Below are 21,269 nucleotides of genomic sequence, written 5' to 3'. Positions count from 1 at the left end.
ATTTCTGGTGTTTGGAAAAACGCAACGTGGTGTATCTGAACGACCAAACAAGCCTAAAAAACCACTCATTCCGAAGTGGTTAGGAATGCTTGTCGCAGTTCTCGCGATCCTGTGCGCTGCCGTGATGCTCATGCTTTGGCAACCATGGCAGCCTGTTCCTGCAAAAAATCAGGTAACGTCTGAACACTATGAAGAAGAAAATACCAATAAAGACTACCGTTTTTATGACTTACTTCCGCAACAGCAGGTAACCCCAATTCCTGAACAAGCTGTGCCTGAGGCCAAACCTCAGGGCAATGTTGTGATTATCGAGTCACCAAAACCTGAAACCACAACAACAGAAGATCCAAGTGGCATCACCCCTAGTGAACAAGCTGCAGCGCCTGCACATGCGACTTATATTTTACAAGTACGTAGCTACCCTGACCCAGACAGTGCTGACGCACGTCGTGCAGAAATCATCCTGAATGGTTTATCTGCAGATGTGGTGAAAAGCGTTGAAAATGGCCAAACTTGGTATCGTGTGTTCTCTGGGCCTTATGACAGCCAAGAATCTGCGCTTGCTGCTCAACAGACCTTACAACATAGCGGCATTGATTCAATTGTCATTAAACGCTAAAAATAGAGTCACAATAAAAAAGGGAACAATTAGTTCCCTTTTTTATGCTTAAAAATTTATGCGCATTGAGAATGCAGCGTTCCTTGTTCAGCACGTTGAAAAGCTGGACGCTGCTGAACACGTTGTACAAAAGCCTGAATGTTTGGATACTTACCATGTAAGCGGTTCTGAATCGCAATCAGTGGAAAGGCCATTTGAATATCTGCAAAAGAAAAATCACCTGCAAAATAATCATGTTTTGACAAATAATCCTCAAGATACAATATATGTTCTTTCACTCGTGGACGGACAAAGCCAGCTTTAACACCATCGGTAATTTTTTCCGCAATCGGACGAATCACCCAAGGAACGTGTTTGCTGACATTATTCATCACTAGGGTCATGACCAATAAAGGCATCAATGAACCTTCTGCATAATGCATCCAGTACAAATATTGACGTTGATCAGATGCCTGTTGAGGTTTAAATGTGCTTTGAAGATCATACTGCTGTTGTAAATAATCTAGAATCACAGCAGATTCAACAATCACATCATCCCCATCGACCAAAATAGGTGCTTTACCGAGAGGATGAATTTGTTTAAGGCTTTCTGGCGCTGCGTAACTGGCTGACCTTTGGTAATACTCAACTTGGCAATCCACACCAAGTTCTTCTAACGCCCACAAGATGCGGAACGAACGTGAGCATTGTAGGTAATGTAAGGTAATCATTTTTGTGCCTGCTTTTTAGCTGCGTAACTATGGTTTTAGTCCCTCTCATAGCTACGCTTAGAATTATGTTTTGCCCAAGCACAATAGCACTTTAGTCTTAAAGAATCATGGTCTGTATGTCTAAACTACGTAACAAAGTTTTAGTAACAGGCGTTTTGCTACAGACATTGAGAAGCTTTTCTTGTAAGTCTTGTGAAACAGGTTGTTTAAATATTACTCGACGCTCAATTCTTTCCTGCTGTTCCCGATTAGTATGGAAGTCCACTTCCACCGCAAACTCACCCAAATCGATTTCCTTATGCTGCGCATACATTCGCAAGGTAATCATGGTACAGGAGGCCAGACTTGTGGTGAGGAAATCATAAGGTGCAGGACCTGTATTGTGTCCACCAAACTGTTCTGGCTTATCAGTAAGAAATTGATGTGTACCACTCTTCACCGCCCCCTTCCAAGGTTCAGGCAAAGTCTGGACGGTTGCACTAGCAATAATACTCATTTTGATGCCCTCATTTGATCAGGTAATACAGGTGCTTCTAGGCGTTTACCTTGGTAATCTGGAATTTCCCCAAAACGAGCATCGTGATTAATCCAGTCTTCACGCGCTTGCTTTAACTCTTCCATGGTACGCCCTACGAAATTCCACCATAGTAAAATCGGCGATTCAAACGGTTCACCACCAATCAATAACACGCGATGACCTTGAGTTAACTCGACTTCAATTTCAGTGAGTCCAGTTTCCAAAACCACCATATTATCGGCAGTCAGCTCATGACCATTGACGCGAGCCGTGCCCTCCAACGCCATAAAAGCATATTCAAACTTTGGATTGAGTGGAATACGGGTTTTGGTATCGGCTTGTGCAGTCAGATCTACCCCAACCAAAGGCGTATGCACTTGCACAGGTGAAGTTGTATCGAGGAAATCTCCGACCAGTACCGTAAATTCAACCTGATCTTTATTCACGATTGGTAATTCTGGATAGTGCTCAAACTTAGGCGACATATTCAGTTTGTTATCTGGTAAAGCAATCCAAAGCTGAGCAGCATGCATTTTAGTTTCGGTATCGGGTGCAACTTCGGTATGTGAAATCCCGTGACCAGCCGTCATCAAGTTGACCTGCTTCGGACGGATTAATTGTTTTGAACCCAGACTGTCGGTATGCATCATGGTGCCTTCAATCATCCATGTGAAAGTCTGCAAACCAATATGCGGATGCGGTCCCACATCTAAACCATCGCCCGCTGGAAAACTCACAGGCCCAGCATGATCTAGAAAACACCATGCCCCAACCAAGCGTTTTTGTCGACTCGGCAGAGCACGTTTAATCACGGTTCCCTTGCCAATTTCGGCAGAACGAATGGTAAATTCCTGAATAAATTGATTAATATATGTTTCGCAGTCTTTTGAATCAGAAATATCGTAGTCGTTATTATTGCTCATGATATTGCTCTCTTTTACCTATGCTAATGCAATGAGTTGATAGCTTGATCTTAACAATACCATTACTCAGCAATATAGTCTTTTAGTAATACACAGAGTGTTATTCATGAGACAATCTTGATATAGACCTAATATGCTTCGATAAAATAACGCTTCATGAGGCTTATGGCTTAGCTTGCATATCGACAATCAAGCCTGTTAAACGCCTTACCACAGGCAATAAAACCAAGACCAATGGATAAGCGATCAACCAAGAAAACATCCATGTTTCCAACCAGATCATGGTAAATCCTGAAATAAAGCCCGTTCTCATCCATAGATTAACCAGTGATAAAGTCCCACTCATAAAAAAAGATAAAATCAGCGGTAAGATCCACACTGCATACTTCGCGGGTAATTTCGCAATCAGTCGTGGGCTTGCTTTCAATTCTTGCATTTTTAGCTCGTTTTAATAAAAACAATCTTTAGTAAATTTTAACAGTTTAAGGTTTTATCAACATCACCAATTCATGATACGCAGGATGCTATCTATGCAACAATCTGCCATCGAATCAGCAATAAACCTTGTTTTAAAGCAAACTTATTCAGGGTGATCTTTCTTCACCTGCTGCTTTAAATTTTTCATAAACTGACCAAACTGAGGTAGAAAAGTTTCAAATAAAGGATGATCTTTATTTTCCAACATCACTTCACTAAACAGCTTTAAACCTACTGCAAATGATTTGGTGGTTTGATCATCAAAAAAATCGGCTTTCTTCAAACGTTCGACAATCTCGAAAATATCATCATGATTACCCGTATAAAACTCTAAACGCTCGGTATAGGTTGAAACCTGTCCTTTCGCATCCTTTAAATGCTGTACCGTGACATGATATTGATGTTGTTTCATGCTTCTGCTCCAAGAGGCTTTTAAGCACTCTCTTTAATTTCAACCTGCATTAGGTCGACTTGAAATTGATGAAAGACCGCAGCCAACGACTGTAAAAATGCAGTCTGTTTGGCTGTGGTTAAATCGGCACAACGAATTTGCAGCACTTGGCCGTTAGGGATTGAAGCTAAATTAAACTTGGTCTCAGCACGATGAAACTGATAACTGGCAATCAAGCCTGCCTGCACCAGATCACTAACCACCCGATACACCGTTGCCAAACTCAACTGCTGTTTCTGTTCATGAAGTCGTTGATAGATCTGCTTTACCGTGAGCTCGTCTGATTGTTGTGCCAGCACAGACAATACCGCCATACGTGGATGAGTCACCCTTAGACCCGCCTGCTTGATTTTCTGTTGTAGCTCTAACATGTTTCGCTCCCAACTTATAAACGTCCAATGGCGATGGCAGCCTGATCAATTTTTTCTGCAATTTGATGGATCTGTTCTTGTTGCAAATCTGCAATATTTAGCTTTAAACGCAATGCGGTTTTCAGATTTTCCATCGCGCGATGAATATCAATCAACTGATCATTATTATGAATTTCACGTCTTAGTCGCAGCTTTTGTAGAAGTGCCAACAGCATGTCTTGCTGCTCTTTTAAATAGCTGTCGCCATAGTCGGTAATCTGGTATTGCTTACGTTCAGCATCCAGCACGCGAATCAAATTCATTTCTTCCAACGCAGTTAATGTTGGATAAATCGTTCCTGCACTTGGGGTATAGCCATCCCCGACCAGATCACTAATTTCTTTAATAATTTCATAGCCATGTTTGGGGCTTTGCTGAATCAAATGCAGTACCAACAGTTTCATGCGACCTGATTCAAATAAGCGACCACGACGGCCTGAACGGTGATGTTCTCGATGGTGTAAAGCCGCTTCGGCTTCATCATGAGGATGCTCGGATTGATGTTTCATCTGTTATTTTTCTCTATATTTGCTTAATTTACGCTTATTAAGATATATCTTAATATATCTTTTATCAAGTTAAGATATAACTTAAATTTTAATAATTTGATATTTATGGAGTTATTTATTCTCAAAAGAACTTTTGGAAAATTAAGTAATAAAAAAGAGCTTCTAAGCGCTCTTATTTTATTGGTAGTAAGTATTGAAATTGATCAAAAAAGGTCTATTTACCTTTAAATACAGTCTTAATGTAATTTAAGATATTGATAATAAATATTTTAAGGTAATTTTCCATAATGCCTTTATTTTGATAGCGTAGCTTATCTGCTGTTATAGAACTATCCTAAGCATTATTTTTTAAATCAATTGCTTTTTTTATTGCTATACCAATGAATGCTGTAGTTAATAGAATTATAAACCATACATTTTCACTTAGATCATCTCCTCTAAGTGAAAGTAATCCGATAGCTAAGAAAGGGGAGGTTATAGCTAATAATATTGCTCTTATAAATCGCATTTTTCTGTCATCTTTTGCAATGTCTGGTTTTCGATTCTTAATCGCAAATTCGCCAATAAAAATTAAACCTATAGATACTATTAGAAACCACATATTTCACTTCCCCATTTCTTAATTTTTATAAAATTAGCATAATACGGTTTATGCAGAAAAAATCCAAATTTTTTAATTAATATCAAACATTTAAAATTTATTTTAAAAAATAAAAAAGAGTGCTCAAACACTCTTTTTTTACGACCTTAAATACGACTAAAACCGCTTCGTATAGTTCACAAATAACCGATCTTCACCAAAGTCATTGCCATGTTTGACCTTGTAATCAACCCGCAGATATTGAATGGCAAATCCCTTTAAATAAGGCTGCTGAAAAGCATAATTGATCAAGACATTGGATTCAGTTTCATGATTTTTCACACCATTGGCCGCTTTAAAGTCATAGCCATAGACATACTTCACCATGGCATTTAGTCCAGGTACATAATCTTTAAAATCATAGCCATACATCAGATGATAGGACTTTTCATTCTTTTTAAAGAAACCTGTGGCATTCCAGTTAATAAAATACAATTCAGGTAAAAATCCATCGGGTAAGGGATAGGCAGATTCACCAACAATCTGTTGATAACCCAAACCAAAACTCTGATTATTCACTTTCAGCATTTCCAGTAACCCAATATTTTGCGCATCAACCTCGAAGTTATTGCCATCATTTTTGGCGTTGAAATATTTAAACTTGGAGTTAAGCGAAAAAGTCGGCTGTTTCCACGTATGCTCTAGACCGAGATAGTGTTTGTTATATAAATCTTCCAGATTACCAAAATAGTATTCTCCTTTCAGGCTAGGCGTAAACTGATAACGGAAGTCAAGATAATTCAAACCATCGGAATAGGCGGTTTTACCATTCGAAGTGAAGGAGAACTTATGAAAGTTATCTTCATTCCGCGGAGATACTTTTGTCACCCGACCCAGTTCAACATAGAGCTGATCCGAAATCTGGGATTTTAAATTACTTCCCCAATAGGAGGTGATCAACTGGCGACTGGCATCTGAAGTGGTGACAGGCAAGTCCAACCAAAGTTCTCCGACACTCAATAACGTTTTGCCATAACCCAATTTTAGGGTTGCCCCATATTTTGAATAATCAGACGCTTGCGATTGGGTCTGCCGATCAAAGGGCAAAACCATATCGCTGACATGTCGATCTGCACTTAAACGTACGGCATATTGCAGCGAAGCATCTGCGCCAATACGAATCGGCTGGTCTGCGATCACGAAAGGCGTGTCGTGTAAATTTGAAGTATAAAATAAAGATGCCCCTTGCGACCAACTGCCAAAATTTTTGGCATTCGGATTGTCATAATCCCGATATAGATAGGCATTCTTTAGGTTAAATTTCCATTCATCTTGGATGGCTTGGGTTGGATCTGCTGCCCATACGCCTGAACTCACTCCAGACATCGGCAGCAAGATACTCAGCGTTAAAATTTTCGTATCAAAATGGTTCATCGAATAAATCATCCTGTGTTGAGCTGCCGTGCCATCCACTGGCACAGCGATCTATTTTTATTGAGAATGGCGTGATCTCAGCCGAGGCTTGTCACAACGCTAGGCTGTTCTTTTTTAAGACGTTTAATTAACAACAATGAAATGGCTGCACAAAAAGCAGGAATGGCGAGCAAACTGAGAATGGCAAAGCTAGAAAGATTCAACGACATCAGCCAGCCGCCCATGATAGAACCGACAACAGACCCCACACGTCCAATCGCATTGGCCCAACTCACGCCAGTTGCACGACAATGTGTTGGATAAAAGCTGGATGAAAAGGCATTTGCGCCAACCTGTGAGCCACTGATCCCGACACCCACACCAAACATGGCAAACATCAGCAATATGGTATTGGACTGTTCAATCCCGAGACCTAAACAGATCAGGAACAAACCACCAAAAGCATAAGCTGCACTTAAAATTTTAGTCGCATCCATTTTATCCATCAGCAAACCTAAGACGATGGCACCGATTGTTCCACCAATCTGAAAGATCGAGGTGAGCCATGAGGCATTGGATAAGTTAAAACCTGCATTGGTGAGTAAAGTCGGCATCCAGCTTGAGATCATATAAATGATCAGCAGACTCATGAAAAATGTAAACCAAATCAGAAAAGTACCTAAAGCAAGACCTTTGCTAAATAGGTCTTTAAGACTTGATTTTGCCACTTCATTTGCAGGCGGGACCAAACTTGGAATCTGCCTGATATGCGGTGCCATACGACGAATGATGCTTTCAATTTGTTCGGCACTTTTCTGTTTCAAAACCAGAAAACGCAGCGATTCAGGCAATAGATAATATAGGAAAGGCACTGTACATAAAGGTGCAACTCCCCCGATCAATAAAATGCCATGCCAACCGATATGCGGCAGCAGTTGTGCCGACAGAATCCCACCCAAGGCAGAGCCAATGGTAAAACCACAAAACATCATGGTGACCAAATTGGAACGACGGGAAGTCGGTGCATATTCTGACGTTAAGGTAATGGCATTCGGTAAAGCACCGCCTAAACCTAACCCAGTGAGAAAACGCCAAATAATCAGGGTTTGTAAGTCGGATGAGAAAGCTGCAAATAGACTGGCACAACCAAACATGATCACCGAGCCGATCAAAATCGGCTTACGCCCAAGTTTATCGGACAAAGGGCCAAAAATAAGTGCGCCTGCCATCAAGCCAAATAAACCTGCGCCGAATAAAGGTGCCAGATCAGTGGGTTGTAACCCCCACTCGGCTTTCAATGCAGGCGCAATAAAACCGACTGCCGCGGTATCAAAACCATCAATTGCAACAATCAAAAAGCACAACCACATGATTAGCTTTTGCAAAGCTGAAAGTGGAATTTCATCAATGAAATTTTGTACGTCTATGGTTTTCTGAGACATAACGACTCCTTTTGCCAATACCTTGGCTAGTGCAATCCTTAGCAAAGGTGCTCAACTCTATTTATTGTTCAGCGTGAGCACCTGTTTAAACCACTCAGATCAAGTGAGTTATTTCACATTCACGGTGATGCCTGTTAGGCCTGTAATCTCCGCACGCATCACATCACCGCGAACCACAGCACCGACCCCTTCAGGCGTACCGGTAAAGATCAAGTCACCCGCTTTCAGTTCAAATAAGGTTGACAGATTGGCAATGGTCTCGGCAACTGACCAGATCAAATGGGTGATATCACTGCGTTGTACCGTTTCACCATTCACGGTCAAATGAATATTGGCCTGATTGATTTCACCAGTTTCCGTCATCGGGTGAATGGGGCCAATCGGCGCAGAAAAATCGAATGCTTTGCCAATTTCCCATGGACGCCCTTTTTCACGCATACTCATTTGCAAGTCACGGCGCGTCATGTCCAAACCAACGGCATAACCATAAATGTAATTTACGGCATCTTCGACCGAAACATTTTTAGCATCGCGTCCTATCGCCACCACCAACTCAATTTCATAATGATAGTTTGAAGTTTCAGTTGGATAAGGAATCTCTACTGCATCCTGATTAACGGGTACGATCGACTCTAGATCGTTCGGCTTACAAAAGAAAAATGGCGGCTCACGATCTGGATCAAAACCCATTTCACGTGCATGGGCAGCGTAGTTACGGCCGACACAATAGACACGACGTACTGGAAATTGCTGATCTGAGCCATGAATAAACAGGCCCGCGGGTGTCATTGGCTGGAAAATAAAAGTCATGGCATATTCCTTGTTGATATAGGTTAAATCAGAGCCTTAAAACGCATCGGCTTGCTGTTCAGGCGCAGCTTTCTGGAACGCGTCGAGGGTCATACAATGCTGATAAATTTCATTAATTTGAGGATACGCCGACAGGTCGACCTGAAAGCGTTGTGCCGATACCACTTGTGGAATCAAATACGCATCAGCAATGCTGACTTGCTTGCCATAGCAGAACTTTTCCCGAGTTGAATCTTCAGCCAATATGTGCTCTAAGGCTGAAAAGCCATCCTGAATCCACTTGGCACACCATGCATTGATCTGGGCATCATCCAGTCCAAGCTGGCGTAAATACTCCAGTACACGCTTATTGTTTAAGGGATGAATATCACATCCGATCAAGGCTGCAATGGCACGTACTTTCTCTTTACCCAATGCATCTGCTGGCAGCAAAGCAGGCTCAGGGTATTGCTGTTCTAACCATTCGATAATGGCGGGGCTTTGTAACAACATACCTGTCTCCGTTTCCAAGACGGGAACAAAACCCTGTGGATTTAGCCTTTGAAAAGCAGCTTGATGATGCTCATTTTTCGCCAACGATACATAGCTCGCCTCATAATCCAAACCCTTGAGATTCAGGACAATGCGGGTACGGTGCGATGTGCCACTGCGGAAAAAACCATACAGTTTCATGGACTCACTCCTTCAACATGACGTTCACGCACCGAATACAGGCCTAACTTCCGTTGCAAAGGAGCCTCATCGGCAATAAACACATAGCATGGCTGCGCAGATGTATTGATTAAATCAATAGCAGCAAAACACGGTGCACACGCGGTATCTGCTTGGGTTAAATGGAAGTCCTGTTGATCAATCTGGATGGTCAGTCCACCTTCAACCACATGAAAGACCTGTGCAGTGGAACGTAAAGGCAAAGACAGGGTTTCATTCGGACGCAGGAGTAAAGCTGAATAACCGAGAATATGCTGACAATCTTGACCTGTTTCAGGATTGACATAGGCCACTTGTAACGGGTCCTGATAGCCAACTTTTTCGGCCAAAGCATCCAGTACTTTTTTAGTGTCTTTCCAGGCATAACGCATCATCGGATAAGGGGCATCTTCACGACTAAAATGTGGTGTTGGCACAATACCCGCGGCATATTGAGGCGTAGACCCTTGATTAATCCGATCCACTTCCTGACGGCGACCCTCTTCTACAAAAGAGGCTTCCATATAGTAAACCAGCGGTAAATCAAGGATATCCATCCAGATCACGGGTTGATCGCCATCATGTCCATGCTCATGCCACAACCCAGACGGTGTCAGGATCATGTCGCCATGTTCCATAATGCATTTTTGCCCTTCGACCGTGGTATAGGCACCCTCTCCTTCAACAATGAGACGCACCGCATTCGGTGCATGTCGATGTGCAGGCGCCCACTCTTGCGGAAGCAGCAATTGCATGCCGAGATACATGGCAGGACTGACTTTCATATTCTCCAAGCCATGCCCAGGGTTGGCGAGTGCCAAGACACGACGCTCGGCCTTTTCAATCGGTGTTAACTCACCTGCTTCTAACAACAGCGGCTTGATCTGCTGAAAATACCAAGCAGTGGCAACCGTTTGCGGTCTTGGTTTATGAGGTGGAATAAAGCTTCTTAAATTGGGCCACAATGGCACCAGATTGGATGCATTCAGTTCTTCACGATAACGTTCTGGTAGCTCTTCGAGCGTGCCTAACTGTTCCATATGTCATTCCTTTTTCTGCGCATGGAGCACAATACTAATGACGATAATTTCATCAATATTCGGTGTTGGCTCAATGTAACAATCAGGATGTGTTGAATCTATGCACAAAAAACAATAGGCTGTATTGATAAAATCAATACGGTAGCTCATCGACATGTTTGATCTGGATACACGACTGCTGAAAATTTTCTTTGAAATTTTTCAGCACAAAAGTATTTCTAAAGCAGCGGAACAGTTGGGTATTGGTCAACCCACGTTGAGTATTGCACTGAATAAACTCAGAGCACATTTTCGTGATCCATTGTTTGTGCGTATTGAAAATAAAATGCAGCCCACTGAGCTTGCTCAACAGATCTATCCGATGGTTGTCGAAATCTTAAACCGCTTGAAGTTAGTCCAGAATTACAATATTGACTTTGATCCACAGACTTCGACTTATCAATTCCGTATCAGCATGACCGACATCAGTCATTTGGTATTTTTACCACGTCTAATGAATTACATGCGCCAGCACGCACCTTCAATTCGACTGGAAATTTTACCGATTGATAGCCAAACCGCACCAATGATGTCGAATGGGGATATTGATCTCGCCATTGGATTTCTCCCTCAGTTGGAAGCTGGTTTTTACCAACAAACCCTGTTTCAGCAGCATTACACCTGTATCGCCAGTCAACAACATCCGAGACTGACAGGAACTAGCTTGTCTGCTTTGGAGTTCGCTCAGGAGTTACATGTCGATATCTTGGCGACTGGGGGACATTATGTAGTGGAACATGAGCTGCAAAAACACGGCGTCAATCGAAATATTCTGGTGCGTTTACCGAGCTATTTGGGAGTTGGTCTAATTGTCCGAGATACGGATACCATTGCGACAATCCCTCACTATCTGGCGCGGGTTTTTATGACCCAAGGTGGACTCAAGACTTTTGAACCGCCTTATAATTTCCCTCAATTCAGTGTCAAACAACACTGGCATTCACGTGTCCATCAGACCCCAAGTAATCAGTGGTTAAGGCAAATTTGCTTTAAACTGTTCTCGACCTAATGCTTAGAGCAAGCTTAAAATAAAATAGCGCATCGAAATCGATGCGCTATTTGATATCTGATTCAATGACTAACAGAACACCTATTCCGCTCTAGAAATACCGGTTGAAATGGTAATGTGCTTATATTCAATAAAGTCATCCATCGCCGCCATACCATTCATTCGGCCAAGTCCAGAATTTTTGAAACCGCCTTCCTCAAACTCATCATAAACCACAGCCCAATCATTGATCCAAACCGTGCCTGCTTCCATTTCCGTCGCCACCCGCAACGGTAAATCCACATCACGACTCCAGATTGAAGCCGCTAAACCATATTGGTTGTCATTGGCGAGCGCAATCGCTTCCGCTTCCGTATCAAACACCTGTAAAGTCAGCACTGGCCCAAAGGTTTCTTCCTGAATGATTTCCATCGAATTATCATTCACTTCAAGCAAAGTTGGGCGGTAGAAAGCCCCTTTCGCCAACTCACCCTCAGTGATCGGCCCACCACGAACAATGACCTTCGCTCCTTCGGCAATCGCTTTTTCAACCACCGCATCTACACGTGCTACATTATTTTTGTCGATCAATGGTCCCATATCACTGCTTGGATCAGCAGCAGGGCCAACTTTAACTGCTTCCAAGCGCTGAGCCAGTTTCTGTTTTAGTTCATCTGCCAGCTCACGTTGCACCAATAAACGTGAACCAGTCATACAGAACTGCCCCGCGAAGATGGTGAGCGCTTTTTCTAACTTCGGCAAGACCAGATCGAGATCAGCATCTTTAAACACGATCATCGGCGTTTTACCCCCTAGCTCTAAGCCAAATCGTTTCAGATGTTGCGCACCTGTGGCCGAAATGGCCTTACCAGTTGCCGTGCTGCCGGTAAAGCTAATCACAGGAACATCTGCTGATTCAACCAATAGGCGTGCTCCACCTCCAGTTGACTCACTAAAAAGATTGATCACCCCCTGTGGTAATGAAGAAAGCTCAGAAAAAATTCGGGAGATCACCGCATTGGTTTGTGCGGTTTGACCCGGCATCTTAATGACTGTTGTAGTGCCCGCGGCCAATGCAGGTGCCAGTGAACGAATCATTAAAACCACTGGAGAATTCCACGGCACAATAATTCCAGACACACCCATCGGTTCACGCAAAACCATGGAATAGCTGCCTGGCTTTGGTTCTAATGCTCGACCGTACTCGGTCAAGGTTAATGCCGCGTAATAACGTAATTTGGCAGGAACCATCGTCACTTCAAAGCTGGCTTCTGCTTTAATTTTTCCATTTTCAGTGGCAAGGATCTCAATCAACTCATCTGCATGGCGTTCAAAAGCATCGGCCATTTCATTGAGTACTTTTGCGCGTAAACGGCGGTCACGCTTCCAATCGGTTTTTTTTAATGCGGTCTTTGCTGCCCATATCGCATTCTGCACCTGCTCTACCGTCGCATTGGCATATTGCCCGATCACTTCATACGTTGCTGGATTAATCGACTGTATATGCTGATGAGAGTCCACCCACTCACCATTAATCCAGTTTTTAGCTAGTCTATTCATCTGCACATCCTAAAATGAAAATAAGAGAAGATCGGCTGAGTCCTCAATCAAATATCTGTTTGCTACCATGTTCACCATCCTCTTTCACTCACACAATCGACAATCTAAGCAATTGCCAAACTGCAACCCATGCGATTTCTAAACAACACTTGCAAGTTACTTTGGATTCATGGGTTTGACTTGTGATGGCAATACATCGCTAGCGTAAATGCGGATTGAATTCCCGATCTTCTGAGATCACCCGATATCAATAGGGGTTAAAGCGAGGCAAACACCCTACCAAATGAAGTTTTTTGTTCGCTAGACCACAAAAAGCAAAACCATGATTCGCTTTTTCCGAACAATGCCTTATGACGACTGTTGCAAAATGCTCTGAATCTGGCTATCCCAAGGCGTGGGATGGCCAATTTTTCTGGATAGGAAATCAACCAAAGCTTGAATTTTAGGAGAAGCTCGATTCGACATGCGATAAACCACTGAAATATTGCCTCCCGAAGGAGAAAACTCAGGCAAGATCACCTTGAGTTGCTGCTGGAAAATGGCATCTGCAGCAAGAAAACTAGGTAAAATCGCAATCCCCAAGCCCAGCTTGGCGGCTTCCAATAATTGATGACCACTATCTGTGCGCAGATAAGGTGAAATGCGAAAAAATGCCTTCTTAGCATCGACAGGGAGTTGCCACATACCATGTGGTTCTCGGGACAAATACAACAGACCACGATGTTGCAACAGCTCATTGGGATGTGTTGGTCTTCCATATGCTTGTAAGTAGTCTGGACTTGCGCAAATATAATGATGATTCGGTGATATCGTTTGACTGATTAGATTGGAATCGGGTAATTCTCCCATCCGAATCGCTGCATCATAATGACCATTATTCAAATTGACGAATTGATCACTCGACTCAATATCCAGCTTGAGTTCAGGATACAGTTGCATGAACTCCACCAAATAAGGCGCGAGAAATTGAATGTTAAACGCCTGTGGTACCGATAAACGAAAACTGCCACTTAAATGCTCATGCCGAGCACCAATGGACGCTTCCAAGTCACTTAGCTCCGCCAGAATCTTGGTCGACTGCCGATAAAATTCCTGCCCAGCCTCGGTGAGCAACATACTCCGACCACGATGAATCAGTGCGGCAGATAAACGCTGTTCCAATTGTTGAATTCGTTGGCTCACCACCGATTTGGTAATGCCCAGACGTTTCGCTGCGTGGGTAATACTGCCTGCTTCAACCACAGCGATATAAGTTTGCATTTCAACAATCTGGTTCAAAAGGCACTCCCTATCTGGGTTTAGTCGTAGATTGATGTTAGGTCTAATCGTGCCTGCTTGAATAGTCTGTTATTGCAATACTAAGTCTTATCCATGCAACAATCCAAGCAATGTCCTTTACTGTTTATTATTTATGTATCTTTTGCTCTAAAAGCACTTTTATTTTCATACTGAGGAAATCAACAACAGGACCTAAAGCCTGATGTTGTTGTTGCCAATTTTGCTTGCCTATCTTACCTTTATATTCTTGGATCATGCGCTGCAAAACAGGCTGATGTTGCCGTTGTAACTGAGCAACCACCCATTGCGCAGCCTGATCTTTAGGTGCAATCTCGTTCGTCACCAAACTAAAATAAATACGGCATAAGGCCAAAATTTGATTACGCTCATCGGCATCCTCATCCCAATGCGCGACAATCGATGGATAGGTGTCTGCCATCGCCTGCCAGAGTTGCTGTTCAGGAATCTCAGCTGACCACTGCGTCAAACTTGGCCCCAACAAACTACGATGATGCAGTTGTGCTTTCTTCAGCAAAATACTCAGATCTGGGTCTGCATGTTCGCTAAGTATATTGCCTTGGCTTAATTCCTCCCGTAACCATTCCCCAAATTGCAGTTCGTAGCTGAGCGGATAACTTCCCGAAACAATATGATCTTTGCGTACGATGGTGACTTCAAGTGCACGTTGTGCAGTACCAATTGGATGCGAAATTTTTAATAAGGTTTCTGCCAGTTGCTGTCGTTGCTGGAGTGTCAGCGCTTGACTCACCACAACCAAAACATCCAGATCACTTTCTGGACCTAGCCCGCCATCAACAGCTGAACCATACAGATAAATAGCAAAGAGGGATTCACCCAAAAGCTGCTGTAAAGATCCTGTTAACTGTTCGAGTTGCAAGGTTTCGGACATACTTGACCTCTTTTTCAATCGCATAAAAAAGGCAGGATTTTCATCCTGCCCTTGGTCTTATTCCCACTCAATCGTTGCTGGTGGTTTAGATGACACATCGTAGACGACGCGTGAAACATCTTTAATTTCGTTCATGATACGGGTTGAGATTTTATCAACCAAATCATACGGTAAATGCGCAAAACGTGCTGTCATAAAGTCAACGGTTTCAACCGCACGAAGTGCAATCACCCATGCATAACGGCGGCCATCACCTACTACACCCACTGATTTTACCGGTTGGAATACTGCAAATGCTTGTGCAGTTTTGTCGTACCAACCGCTGTCACGCAGTTCTTGCATAAAGATGTCGTCAGCAAGACGAAGAATATCAGCATATTCTTTTTTCACTTCACCCAAAATACGCACGCCCAAACCTGGACCTGGGAACGGATGACGGTAAATCATGCTATGCGGTAAACCAATGGTTGTACCTAATTTACGTACTTCGTCTTTAAACAAGTCACGTAATGGCTCAACCAATTCAAATTCTAAGTCATCAGGTAAACCACCCACGTTGTGGTGTGATTTAATCACGTGTGCTTTACCTTGTTTGCTTGCAGCAGATTCAATTACGTCTGGATAAATCGTCCCTTGTGCCAAGAATTTCACGCCATCAAGTTTACGTGCTTCTTCGGCAAAAACTGCGATGAACTCACGACCAATGATTTTACGCTTTTTCTCAGGATCAACTTCACCTGCCAACGCAGTTAAGAAGCGCTGTTCAGCATCAGCACGAATGACACGGATCCCCATGTTTTCTGCAAACATTTGCATCACTTGATCACCTTCGTTTAAACGAAGTAAACCATTGTCTACAAATACGCAGGTCAACTGATCACCAATAGCTTTATGCAATAACGCAGCAACCACAGATGAATCCACACCACCAGACAAACCTAATAGAACTTTTTCATCGCCAATTTGTGCACGTAACTGTTCTACGCGTAAGTCGATAATGTGTTCAGGCGTCCAAAGACCGCGGCAACCACAAATCTGATGTACGAAATTCGACAGTAGTTCAGCGCCCTTTGCAGTGTGAGTCACTTCTGGGTGGAACTGAACGCCATAGAAACGACGTGCTTCATCACTCACCGCAGCAAATGGACAGCTAGGTGTGCTTGCGGTAACTTGGAAACCTTCCGGAATTGCACTTACTTTATCGCCATGACTCATCCATACGTGAAGTTGGTTCTCGCGATCTTGCAAGTTACCAATTAAATGATCACGTACTAGAATATCCACTTCTGCATAACCAAACTCATGTACTGTACCTGGCTCTACTTTACCGCCAAGTTGTTCAGACATGGTTTGTAAACCATAGCAAATACCCAACACTGGTACGCCTAATTCAAATACAACTTGCGGCGCGCGTGGGCTTCCTTCTTCATGTACGCTCTCAGGGCCACCTGATAAAATAATCCCGTTCGGATTAAACGCACGAATGTCTTCTTCAGACATATCGAATGCATACATTTCAGAATAGACACCCGCTTCACGTACACGACGTGCAATGAGCTGGCTATATTGAGAGCCGAAATCCAAAATAAGGATACGATCTTCAGTAATTTGAGTATTGGTCGTCATGGTTCATCTTAAAGGCAAATGAATTAAGCGCCATATTCTAACATTTTTCACGCTTTGGCGCATCGCAATTCATCATCTATCTTGTTTTTTCATTGAACAGCTGAATCGACACTGATATTTAAACTAAAATTTCACAGCAAAGCACAAAATAAGGAGTATTAAATCAACAATTCTTGCCCATTCTGCTCAACACAAAGCAAAAATTGGTGCTAAGATGACGAGTCAAGATATGCATTACCATGGAAAGGTATTCAATCGACAGCATCGTTGCCTTTTTATACGATTGTGATGTCCTGATTCAAAGGAAAAATAAAAGGGTAACTCAAAAATTAATGGTCCTGATGTTTCATCAATGGCCGAAAATATTTCACTATCATCTAGCGCTTGCCCGACCACGAGCAACAATTAGGACTTGAAAGGACCAATAAAATAATGTTTCAAGAAATGATTGCGGATTTTCAACAGAATTTCTGGTTATATATTTCAATCCCCTTTATCAGTGGCTTTATTGGTTATGTAACCAAGGTCATTGCCATTCAAATGATGTTCTCACCGCTTGAATTTAAAGGGTTGCGATTATTTGGTCTTCCACTCGGATGGCAAGGGATTGTTCCCCGTAAAGCAGAGAAGATGGCCACCACAGCAGTGGAGTTGATGACCTCCAAGCTGATTAAACCCGAAGAAATTTTTGCCCGACTCGACCCCAAACGTATTGCCCAAGAAATTGAAAAACCATTGATGGCAGCGGCTGAGGACATTACCCGTGAAGTGGCTCAACAATACCAACCCGGTCTATGGGAAGGCATGCCTGAGTTTGCACGACAAAAACTGATTAAGCGTGTTCAAGCCAAAGCACCAGAGATTGTTGAACACATTATGAGTGAAGTGCAGAAGGACGTTGCCAAGTACTTCGACATCAAACATATGGTGATCAACAACCTGCTCAAAGACAAACGCCTACTCAATGAAATCTTTAAGAAAGTCGGTAAACAGGAATTTAAATTCTTTAGTAATGTCGGTTTCGTGTTTGGTTTTGCGATTGGTGTGGTCCAAATGCTGTGCTGGATTGTGACCCAAGGTAAATATCCATGGATGCTGCCGATGTTTGGTGGCTTTGTCGGCTTCTTTAGCGACTGGATGGCCTTGCAAATGATGTTCCGTCCGTTATACCCAAAAAAGATCATGGGTTATACTTGGCAGGGTCTATTCATTAAACGTCAAAATGAAGTCGCCGCTGACTATGCCGCACTCATTTCTAAACAGTTGCTGACCTCCCGCAATATGATGGAAGAGCTGTTCTCAGGCACGCATTCAGACAAAGTCATCGAGTTAGTGAGTCGTCAAGTCAAACAAGAAATCGATTTACAGGCCGGTATTGTACGTCCATTGGTGGTCTATGCGATTGGTGGTGAGAAATATCAAAACCTGAAAACCGAAGTGGCAGAGCGTATTCTCAAGCAACTTCCAGACACCATGCGCTATGTGGAGTCTTATGCGGAAGATGCGATGAATGTGCGCAATACGCTGGTTGAACGGATGCAGAAACTGAGTCCAGAAGAATTTGAAGGGATGCTACGTCCTGCTTTTAAAGAAGATGAGTGGTCATTGATTATTGTCGGTGCTGTGCTCGGTTTTCTGGTTGGGGAAATGCAAATTCATTTTATGCTTTAATCATTTCAACGATAAAAAAGGAAGCCTCGGCTTCCTTTTTTAATAGCATTATTTATGCGCATGCTTTTCGATTTTAATCACTTCAATATCCGTCGGTTTATAACGATGCGTATCCACCTCACCGACTAAACGCACGTGATCGCCCACTTTAATTCCTGCTTGGCGCCAAATATCATCATCAATTTCGACGCCGATCGTACCACTCGAATCTTTAAACTCATAATGGTCGCTTTTCAAGTGTTTGCTAATCTGGCCAGTCAGGGTGATACCCGTTTCATCGGCCAATTTCGCGACTTGGCTTACGGTTACCACATTCTTTGCAGCTTCCTGTACCAATACATGATCATCCTTACCTGCCCATGCTAGGCTCGATAAACCTGTAACGACCACCAACCCACAACCGATCAACATTTTTTTCATTTTCATGCCCTATTTGTTTTAACCATTTATGATCTAAACAGAAATAAGCACGGCTGTCGGCTTCAGTTTGTAAGTAAGCGAGTGAGACATACGAATTTAACCCCGCGACTGAGCGCGGGGCAATCTCTGATGAGCTTATTATTTTTCAATCAGATGATCGAGGCTAATACGACCTGCACCATAGAGCATCAACATAAAGAAGCCACCTGCCATCGCAAAGTTCTTCATAAAGTTAATCGCATCTTCTGCACCAGCATGGAAGATAAAGGCTGTAATAATACTAAAAAGACCTAAACCCAAAGATGCAAAACGTGTTTGGAAACCAAATAGTAGAGCCAAGCCACCACCAAACTCAACCAAGATCACCAAAGGTAATAACGCACCTGGAACACCCATGGATTCCATATAACCCACTGTACCCGCATAGCCTACGATCTTGCCCCAACCTGCAACAAGAAAAATATAAGCCAATAACAAACGCGCAATCAAAGTCACAACATTGGCCACGCCAGACTGTGTTACGATATTTTTTACAACAACATTCGGATTAAACATAATTCAGTTCCACACTGTTTGTTTTTTAACATGCTAGCAGTTTATGTAGCTTTGATTTTGCAATAAACACCAATTTAGTTAACATATCGTTCCTAATTTGCAACAATAAAAATATTTTTCTGTCTCAAGCCCTCTCCTCATTTGTTCTGAAAAGTTACCAATTAATTTGCTTTTTATACTGACTTTCTACAGAGGCGCTGCTAGGATTTAGTCCACATTCATAGTGTTAACACCTTCATGGAACTCATTGATTTTATTCTGCACGTTGACGAACACCTTTTAGAATTTATTACCAATTATGGCGTTTGGATTTATGCCATTTTATTCTTAATTATTTTTGTTGAAACTGGTTTGGTGGTGATGCCATTTTTACCAGGAGATAGCTTGTTATTTGCAGCTGGTGCATTAGCAGCGTCTACAGGTGCAATGGACCCATGGGTGCTTGGCGTTCTATTATTTATCGCCGCTGTTTTAGGTGACACCTTAAACTATCATATTGGTCGCTATATTGGCCCACGCGTATTTGAAACCAATTCACGCTTCATCAATAAACAACATTTGCTTAAAACCCAAGCGTTCTTTCAACGTCACGGTGGTAAAACCATTATTTTTGCCCGCTTTGTGCCTTTTGCGCGTACCTTCGCTCCTTTTGTGGCGGGTGCTGGCAGTATGAACTATAAGTATTTCTTGACCTATAATGTTGTGGGTGCATTTTGCTGGATCGCATCGTTCATTACCCTTGGCTATTTATTCGGAAATATGCCAATCGTGAAAGATAATTTTACCCATCTCATTTTCGGTATCATTATTATCAGTGTATTACCAGGTGTGATTGGCTTCATTCGCCAGAAAATGAAGGGCGCCAAAGCGTAATAAGTTGAAGCTTGGTTTAAAACAAACGAAAGATCATTGGCAGCATACAAATCAGTAATAACATGGCCGATCCTTTATATAAGTGGTCGGCTTTGATTCCCACCAAACTTCCCGCCAGTAAAGCACGTCCAAACAGCATCCAGAAAATACTGACTGGAATCAGAATAAGACTAAAAATAGCAAAAACCAGCGCGGCTTGCTCAATCGAGTTCCATGTTTCACTTGGAAAAATACCAGATGCCAACAAGACTGTTTTAGGATTTTTCAAGGTTGATAAAAACAGCTGTCTTTTACGGATATGTTGGTGATGTTGATCTAGTTTTTGTAGATGTGAGCCTTTCCACAGATGGAATGCCATCCACAGCACATAGAGCAAACTGAGCGTATGTAGAATCGCCCCAATTGCGGGCCAAATCGGATCAAATAAATGAATGAAAAGCGCCCATAAACTAATGCCATACAGATAACCCAACCATTCAATTGGGATAAAAGTCATCGTTTTAGGAACACCGTGTTGATGTGTTGCACTGGCAAGCAAAGCATTGGTCGGACCGGGTATTAACAATACCGCCAACATCGCCAAAACAAAAAACCAACTCTCAATCATATACATACCGAACGACTATACATGGGCGCCACCTTAAACGAATTTAGGGCAAAAACACAAATTTTAGCAGTGTGACTGAACGAGACAAATCAGTAAGTTATGGGGCGTTACCAATTCAATTATTTGATTTTTATCAGTATATTTTGAAACA

At 42.6% G+C, this 21,269-nt stretch carries 24 protein-coding genes; 4 read left to right on the top strand and 20 right to left on the bottom strand.

The genetic code is table 11. The features are described 5' to 3' along the window. Nucleotides 1-7 precede the first annotated feature (7 nt). Nucleotides 8-619: an SPOR domain-containing protein gene (locus tag MN869_RS14465; protein WP_243308443.1), complete on the top strand. Its 612-nt coding sequence runs from the start codon at nucleotides 8-10 to the stop codon at nucleotides 617-619. A gap of 56 nt (nucleotides 620-675) precedes the next feature. On the opposite strand, the gene MN869_RS14460 is transcribed toward MN869_RS14465, so the two are convergent. The 13 genes from MN869_RS14460 to MN869_RS14400 all read right to left on the bottom strand — a co-directional run bounded on the left by MN869_RS14460 (nucleotide 676) and on the right by MN869_RS14400 (nucleotide 10,591). Further along, nucleotides 676-1,329 (bottom strand): glutathione S-transferase, encoded by a 654-nt coding sequence (locus MN869_RS14460; RefSeq protein WP_243308442.1) that lies wholly within the window; start codon nucleotides 1,327-1,329, stop codon nucleotides 676-678. Nucleotides 1,330-1,426: 97 nt separating this feature from the next. Next, nucleotides 1,427-1,825 carry an OsmC family protein gene (locus MN869_RS14455; RefSeq protein ID WP_243308441.1) on the bottom strand — a complete coding sequence of 133 codons (399 nt, stop codon included), beginning with the start codon at nucleotides 1,823-1,825 and terminating at the stop codon, nucleotides 1,427-1,429. After that, nucleotides 1,822-2,769 carry a pirin family protein gene (locus MN869_RS14450; protein WP_243308439.1) on the bottom strand — a complete coding sequence of 316 codons (948 nt, stop codon included), beginning with the start codon at nucleotides 2,767-2,769 and terminating at the stop codon, nucleotides 1,822-1,824. The genes MN869_RS14455 and MN869_RS14450 overlap by 4 nt, the downstream gene beginning before the upstream one ends. Nucleotides 2,770-2,932: 163 nt before the next feature. Further along, nucleotides 2,933-3,205: a DUF2798 domain-containing protein gene (locus MN869_RS14445; protein WP_171552408.1), complete on the bottom strand. Its 273-nt coding sequence runs from the start codon at nucleotides 3,203-3,205 to the stop codon at nucleotides 2,933-2,935. Nucleotides 3,206-3,349: 144 nt separating this feature from the next. After that, nucleotides 3,350-3,658, bottom strand: coding sequence for a DUF3861 domain-containing protein (locus MN869_RS14440; RefSeq protein WP_243308438.1), 309 nt, complete (start codon nucleotides 3,656-3,658; stop codon nucleotides 3,350-3,352). Between the two features lie 20 nt (nucleotides 3,659-3,678). Next, nucleotides 3,679-4,068 carry a transcriptional repressor gene (locus MN869_RS14435; protein ID WP_243308435.1) on the bottom strand — a complete coding sequence of 130 codons (390 nt, stop codon included), beginning with the start codon at nucleotides 4,066-4,068 and terminating at the stop codon, nucleotides 3,679-3,681. A gap of 14 nt (nucleotides 4,069-4,082) precedes the next feature. Next, nucleotides 4,083-4,616 (bottom strand): PadR family transcriptional regulator, encoded by a 534-nt coding sequence (locus MN869_RS14430; RefSeq protein ID WP_243308434.1) that lies wholly within the window; start codon nucleotides 4,614-4,616, stop codon nucleotides 4,083-4,085. A 334-nt stretch (nucleotides 4,617-4,950) separates the two neighbouring features. After that, nucleotides 4,951-5,217: a hypothetical protein gene (locus MN869_RS14425; RefSeq protein ID WP_243308432.1), complete on the bottom strand. Its 267-nt coding sequence runs from the start codon at nucleotides 5,215-5,217 to the stop codon at nucleotides 4,951-4,953. Nucleotides 5,218-5,373: 156 nt separating this feature from the next. After that, nucleotides 5,374-6,582, bottom strand: coding sequence for an OprD family outer membrane porin (locus tag MN869_RS14420; protein ID WP_243308486.1), 1,209 nt, complete (start codon nucleotides 6,580-6,582; stop codon nucleotides 5,374-5,376). 125 nt (nucleotides 6,583-6,707) lie between these two features. Next, nucleotides 6,708-8,051 (bottom strand): aromatic acid/H+ symport family MFS transporter, encoded by a 1,344-nt coding sequence (locus tag MN869_RS14415; RefSeq protein WP_243308430.1) that lies wholly within the window; start codon nucleotides 8,049-8,051, stop codon nucleotides 6,708-6,710. 108 nt (nucleotides 8,052-8,159) lie between these two features. After that, nucleotides 8,160-8,861 carry a fumarylacetoacetate hydrolase family protein gene (locus tag MN869_RS14410; protein WP_243308429.1) on the bottom strand — a complete coding sequence of 234 codons (702 nt, stop codon included), beginning with the start codon at nucleotides 8,859-8,861 and terminating at the stop codon, nucleotides 8,160-8,162. 36 nt (nucleotides 8,862-8,897) lie between these two features. Beyond that, nucleotides 8,898-9,533: a maleylacetoacetate isomerase gene (maiA, locus tag MN869_RS14405; RefSeq protein ID WP_243308427.1), complete on the bottom strand. Its 636-nt coding sequence runs from the start codon at nucleotides 9,531-9,533 to the stop codon at nucleotides 8,898-8,900. Further along, nucleotides 9,530-10,591 (bottom strand): cupin domain-containing protein, encoded by a 1,062-nt coding sequence (locus tag MN869_RS14400; RefSeq protein WP_243308426.1) that lies wholly within the window; start codon nucleotides 10,589-10,591, stop codon nucleotides 9,530-9,532. Before MN869_RS14400 ends, maiA begins: the two co-directional genes overlap by 4 nt. Before the next feature lie 154 nt (nucleotides 10,592-10,745). Between MN869_RS14400 and MN869_RS14395 the strand changes: the two genes are divergently transcribed. Further along, nucleotides 10,746-11,639 (top strand): LysR family transcriptional regulator, encoded by an 894-nt coding sequence (locus tag MN869_RS14395; RefSeq protein WP_243308422.1) that lies wholly within the window; start codon nucleotides 10,746-10,748, stop codon nucleotides 11,637-11,639. Nucleotides 11,640-11,720: 81 nt separating this feature from the next. Here MN869_RS14395 and MN869_RS14390 read toward each other — a convergent pair whose 3' ends face one another. From MN869_RS14390 to guaA, 4 genes are all read right to left on the bottom strand, one after another. Beyond that, nucleotides 11,721-13,178, bottom strand: coding sequence for an aldehyde dehydrogenase family protein (locus MN869_RS14390; RefSeq protein WP_243308419.1), 1,458 nt, complete (start codon nucleotides 13,176-13,178; stop codon nucleotides 11,721-11,723). A 348-nt stretch (nucleotides 13,179-13,526) separates the two neighbouring features. Beyond that, nucleotides 13,527-14,456: a LysR family transcriptional regulator gene (locus MN869_RS14385; protein WP_243308418.1), complete on the bottom strand. Its 930-nt coding sequence runs from the start codon at nucleotides 14,454-14,456 to the stop codon at nucleotides 13,527-13,529. Between the two features lie 127 nt (nucleotides 14,457-14,583). Further along, nucleotides 14,584-15,366 (bottom strand): ANT(3'')-II family aminoglycoside nucleotidyltransferase, encoded by a 783-nt coding sequence (locus MN869_RS14380; RefSeq protein WP_243308417.1) that lies wholly within the window; start codon nucleotides 15,364-15,366, stop codon nucleotides 14,584-14,586. Between the two features lie 57 nt (nucleotides 15,367-15,423). Beyond that, complete coding sequence (gene guaA, locus MN869_RS14375; protein WP_243308413.1) at nucleotides 15,424-16,992, bottom strand: glutamine-hydrolyzing GMP synthase; 1,569 nt, start codon at nucleotides 16,990-16,992, stop codon at nucleotides 15,424-15,426. A gap of 444 nt (nucleotides 16,993-17,436) precedes the next feature. On the opposite strand from guaA, the gene MN869_RS14370 reads away from it, so the two are divergent. Beyond that, nucleotides 17,437-18,663 (top strand): DUF445 family protein, encoded by a 1,227-nt coding sequence (locus tag MN869_RS14370; RefSeq protein ID WP_171487949.1) that lies wholly within the window; start codon nucleotides 17,437-17,439, stop codon nucleotides 18,661-18,663. 48 nt (nucleotides 18,664-18,711) lie between these two features. Here the strand turns inward: MN869_RS14370 and MN869_RS14365 are convergent, their stop codons facing one another. Further along, nucleotides 18,712-19,083: a NirD/YgiW/YdeI family stress tolerance protein gene (locus tag MN869_RS14365; protein WP_243308411.1), complete on the bottom strand. Its 372-nt coding sequence runs from the start codon at nucleotides 19,081-19,083 to the stop codon at nucleotides 18,712-18,714. Nucleotides 19,084-19,221: 138 nt separating this feature from the next. Then, nucleotides 19,222-19,638, bottom strand: coding sequence for a DoxX family protein (locus MN869_RS14360; RefSeq protein ID WP_243308409.1), 417 nt, complete (start codon nucleotides 19,636-19,638; stop codon nucleotides 19,222-19,224). Nucleotides 19,639-19,875: 237 nt separating this feature from the next. Between MN869_RS14360 and MN869_RS14355 the strand changes: the two genes are divergently transcribed. After that, entirely contained in the window at nucleotides 19,876-20,511 is a 636-nt protein-coding gene (locus tag MN869_RS14355; protein WP_243308407.1) for a DedA family protein, read from the top strand. A gap of 16 nt (nucleotides 20,512-20,527) precedes the next feature. Here MN869_RS14355 and MN869_RS14350 read toward each other — a convergent pair whose 3' ends face one another. Then, nucleotides 20,528-21,118, bottom strand: coding sequence for a LysE family transporter (locus MN869_RS14350; protein WP_005200752.1), 591 nt, complete (start codon nucleotides 21,116-21,118; stop codon nucleotides 20,528-20,530). Nucleotides 21,119-21,269 lie beyond the last annotated feature (151 nt).

The organism is Acinetobacter sp. NIPH1876 (assembly GCF_022808535.1).
Classification (GTDB): domain Bacteria; phylum Pseudomonadota; class Gammaproteobacteria; order Pseudomonadales; family Moraxellaceae; genus Acinetobacter; species Acinetobacter higginsii.
Note: the sequence above shows the minus strand (reverse complement) of the source record. Positions and strands in the feature narration are given on the sequence as shown.

Excerpts from the sequence above, each read along its gene's own strand:
- MN869_RS14365 (WP_243308411.1), bottom strand. The coding sequence starts at position 19,083 with ATGAAAAAAATGTTGATCGGTTGTGGGTTGGTGGTCGTTACAGGTTTA.
- MN869_RS14435 (WP_243308435.1), bottom strand. The coding sequence starts at position 4,068 with ATGTTAGAGCTACAACAGAAAATCAAGCAGGCGGGTCTAAGGGTGACT.
- MN869_RS14460 (WP_243308442.1), bottom strand. The coding sequence starts at position 1,329 with ATGATTACCTTACATTACCTACAATGCTCACGTTCGTTCCGCATCTTG.
- MN869_RS14445 (WP_171552408.1), bottom strand. The coding sequence starts at position 3,205 with ATGCAAGAATTGAAAGCAAGCCCACGACTGATTGCGAAATTACCCGCG.
- MN869_RS14450 (WP_243308439.1), bottom strand. The coding sequence starts at position 2,769 with ATGAGCAATAATAACGACTACGATATTTCTGATTCAAAAGACTGCGAA.
- MN869_RS14455 (WP_243308441.1), bottom strand. The coding sequence starts at position 1,825 with ATGAGTATTATTGCTAGTGCAACCGTCCAGACTTTGCCTGAACCTTGG.
- MN869_RS14425 (WP_243308432.1), bottom strand. The coding sequence starts at position 5,217 with ATGTGGTTTCTAATAGTATCTATAGGTTTAATTTTTATTGGCGAATTT.
- MN869_RS14360 (WP_243308409.1), bottom strand. The coding sequence starts at position 19,638 with ATGTTTAATCCGAATGTTGTTGTAAAAAATATCGTAACACAGTCTGGC.
- MN869_RS14390 (WP_243308419.1), bottom strand. The coding sequence starts at position 13,178 with ATGAATAGACTAGCTAAAAACTGGATTAATGGTGAGTGGGTGGACTCT.
- MN869_RS14395 (WP_243308422.1), top strand. The coding sequence starts at position 10,746 with ATGTTTGATCTGGATACACGACTGCTGAAAATTTTCTTTGAAATTTTT.
- MN869_RS14415 (WP_243308430.1), bottom strand. The coding sequence starts at position 8,051 with ATGTCTCAGAAAACCATAGACGTACAAAATTTCATTGATGAAATTCCA.
- MN869_RS14410 (WP_243308429.1), bottom strand. The coding sequence starts at position 8,861 with ATGACTTTTATTTTCCAGCCAATGACACCCGCGGGCCTGTTTATTCAT.
- guaA (WP_243308413.1), bottom strand. The coding sequence starts at position 16,992 with ATGACGACCAATACTCAAATTACTGAAGATCGTATCCTTATTTTGGAT.
- MN869_RS14350 (WP_005200752.1), bottom strand. The coding sequence starts at position 21,118 with ATGATTGAGAGTTGGTTTTTTGTTTTGGCGATGTTGGCGGTATTGTTA.
- MN869_RS14355 (WP_243308407.1), top strand. The coding sequence starts at position 19,876 with ATGGAACTCATTGATTTTATTCTGCACGTTGACGAACACCTTTTAGAA.
- MN869_RS14400 (WP_243308426.1), bottom strand. The coding sequence starts at position 10,591 with ATGGAACAGTTAGGCACGCTCGAAGAGCTACCAGAACGTTATCGTGAA.
- MN869_RS14420 (WP_243308486.1), bottom strand. The coding sequence starts at position 6,582 with ATGTCTGGAGTGAGTTCAGGCGTATGGGCAGCAGATCCAACCCAAGCC.
- MN869_RS14370 (WP_171487949.1), top strand. The coding sequence starts at position 17,437 with ATGATTGCGGATTTTCAACAGAATTTCTGGTTATATATTTCAATCCCC.
- maiA (WP_243308427.1), bottom strand. The coding sequence starts at position 9,533 with ATGAAACTGTATGGTTTTTTCCGCAGTGGCACATCGCACCGTACCCGC.
- MN869_RS14430 (WP_243308434.1), bottom strand. The coding sequence starts at position 4,616 with ATGAAACATCAATCCGAGCATCCTCATGATGAAGCCGAAGCGGCTTTA.
- MN869_RS14380 (WP_243308417.1), bottom strand. The coding sequence starts at position 15,366 with ATGTCCGAAACCTTGCAACTCGAACAGTTAACAGGATCTTTACAGCAG.
- MN869_RS14440 (WP_243308438.1), bottom strand. The coding sequence starts at position 3,658 with ATGAAACAACATCAATATCATGTCACGGTACAGCATTTAAAGGATGCG.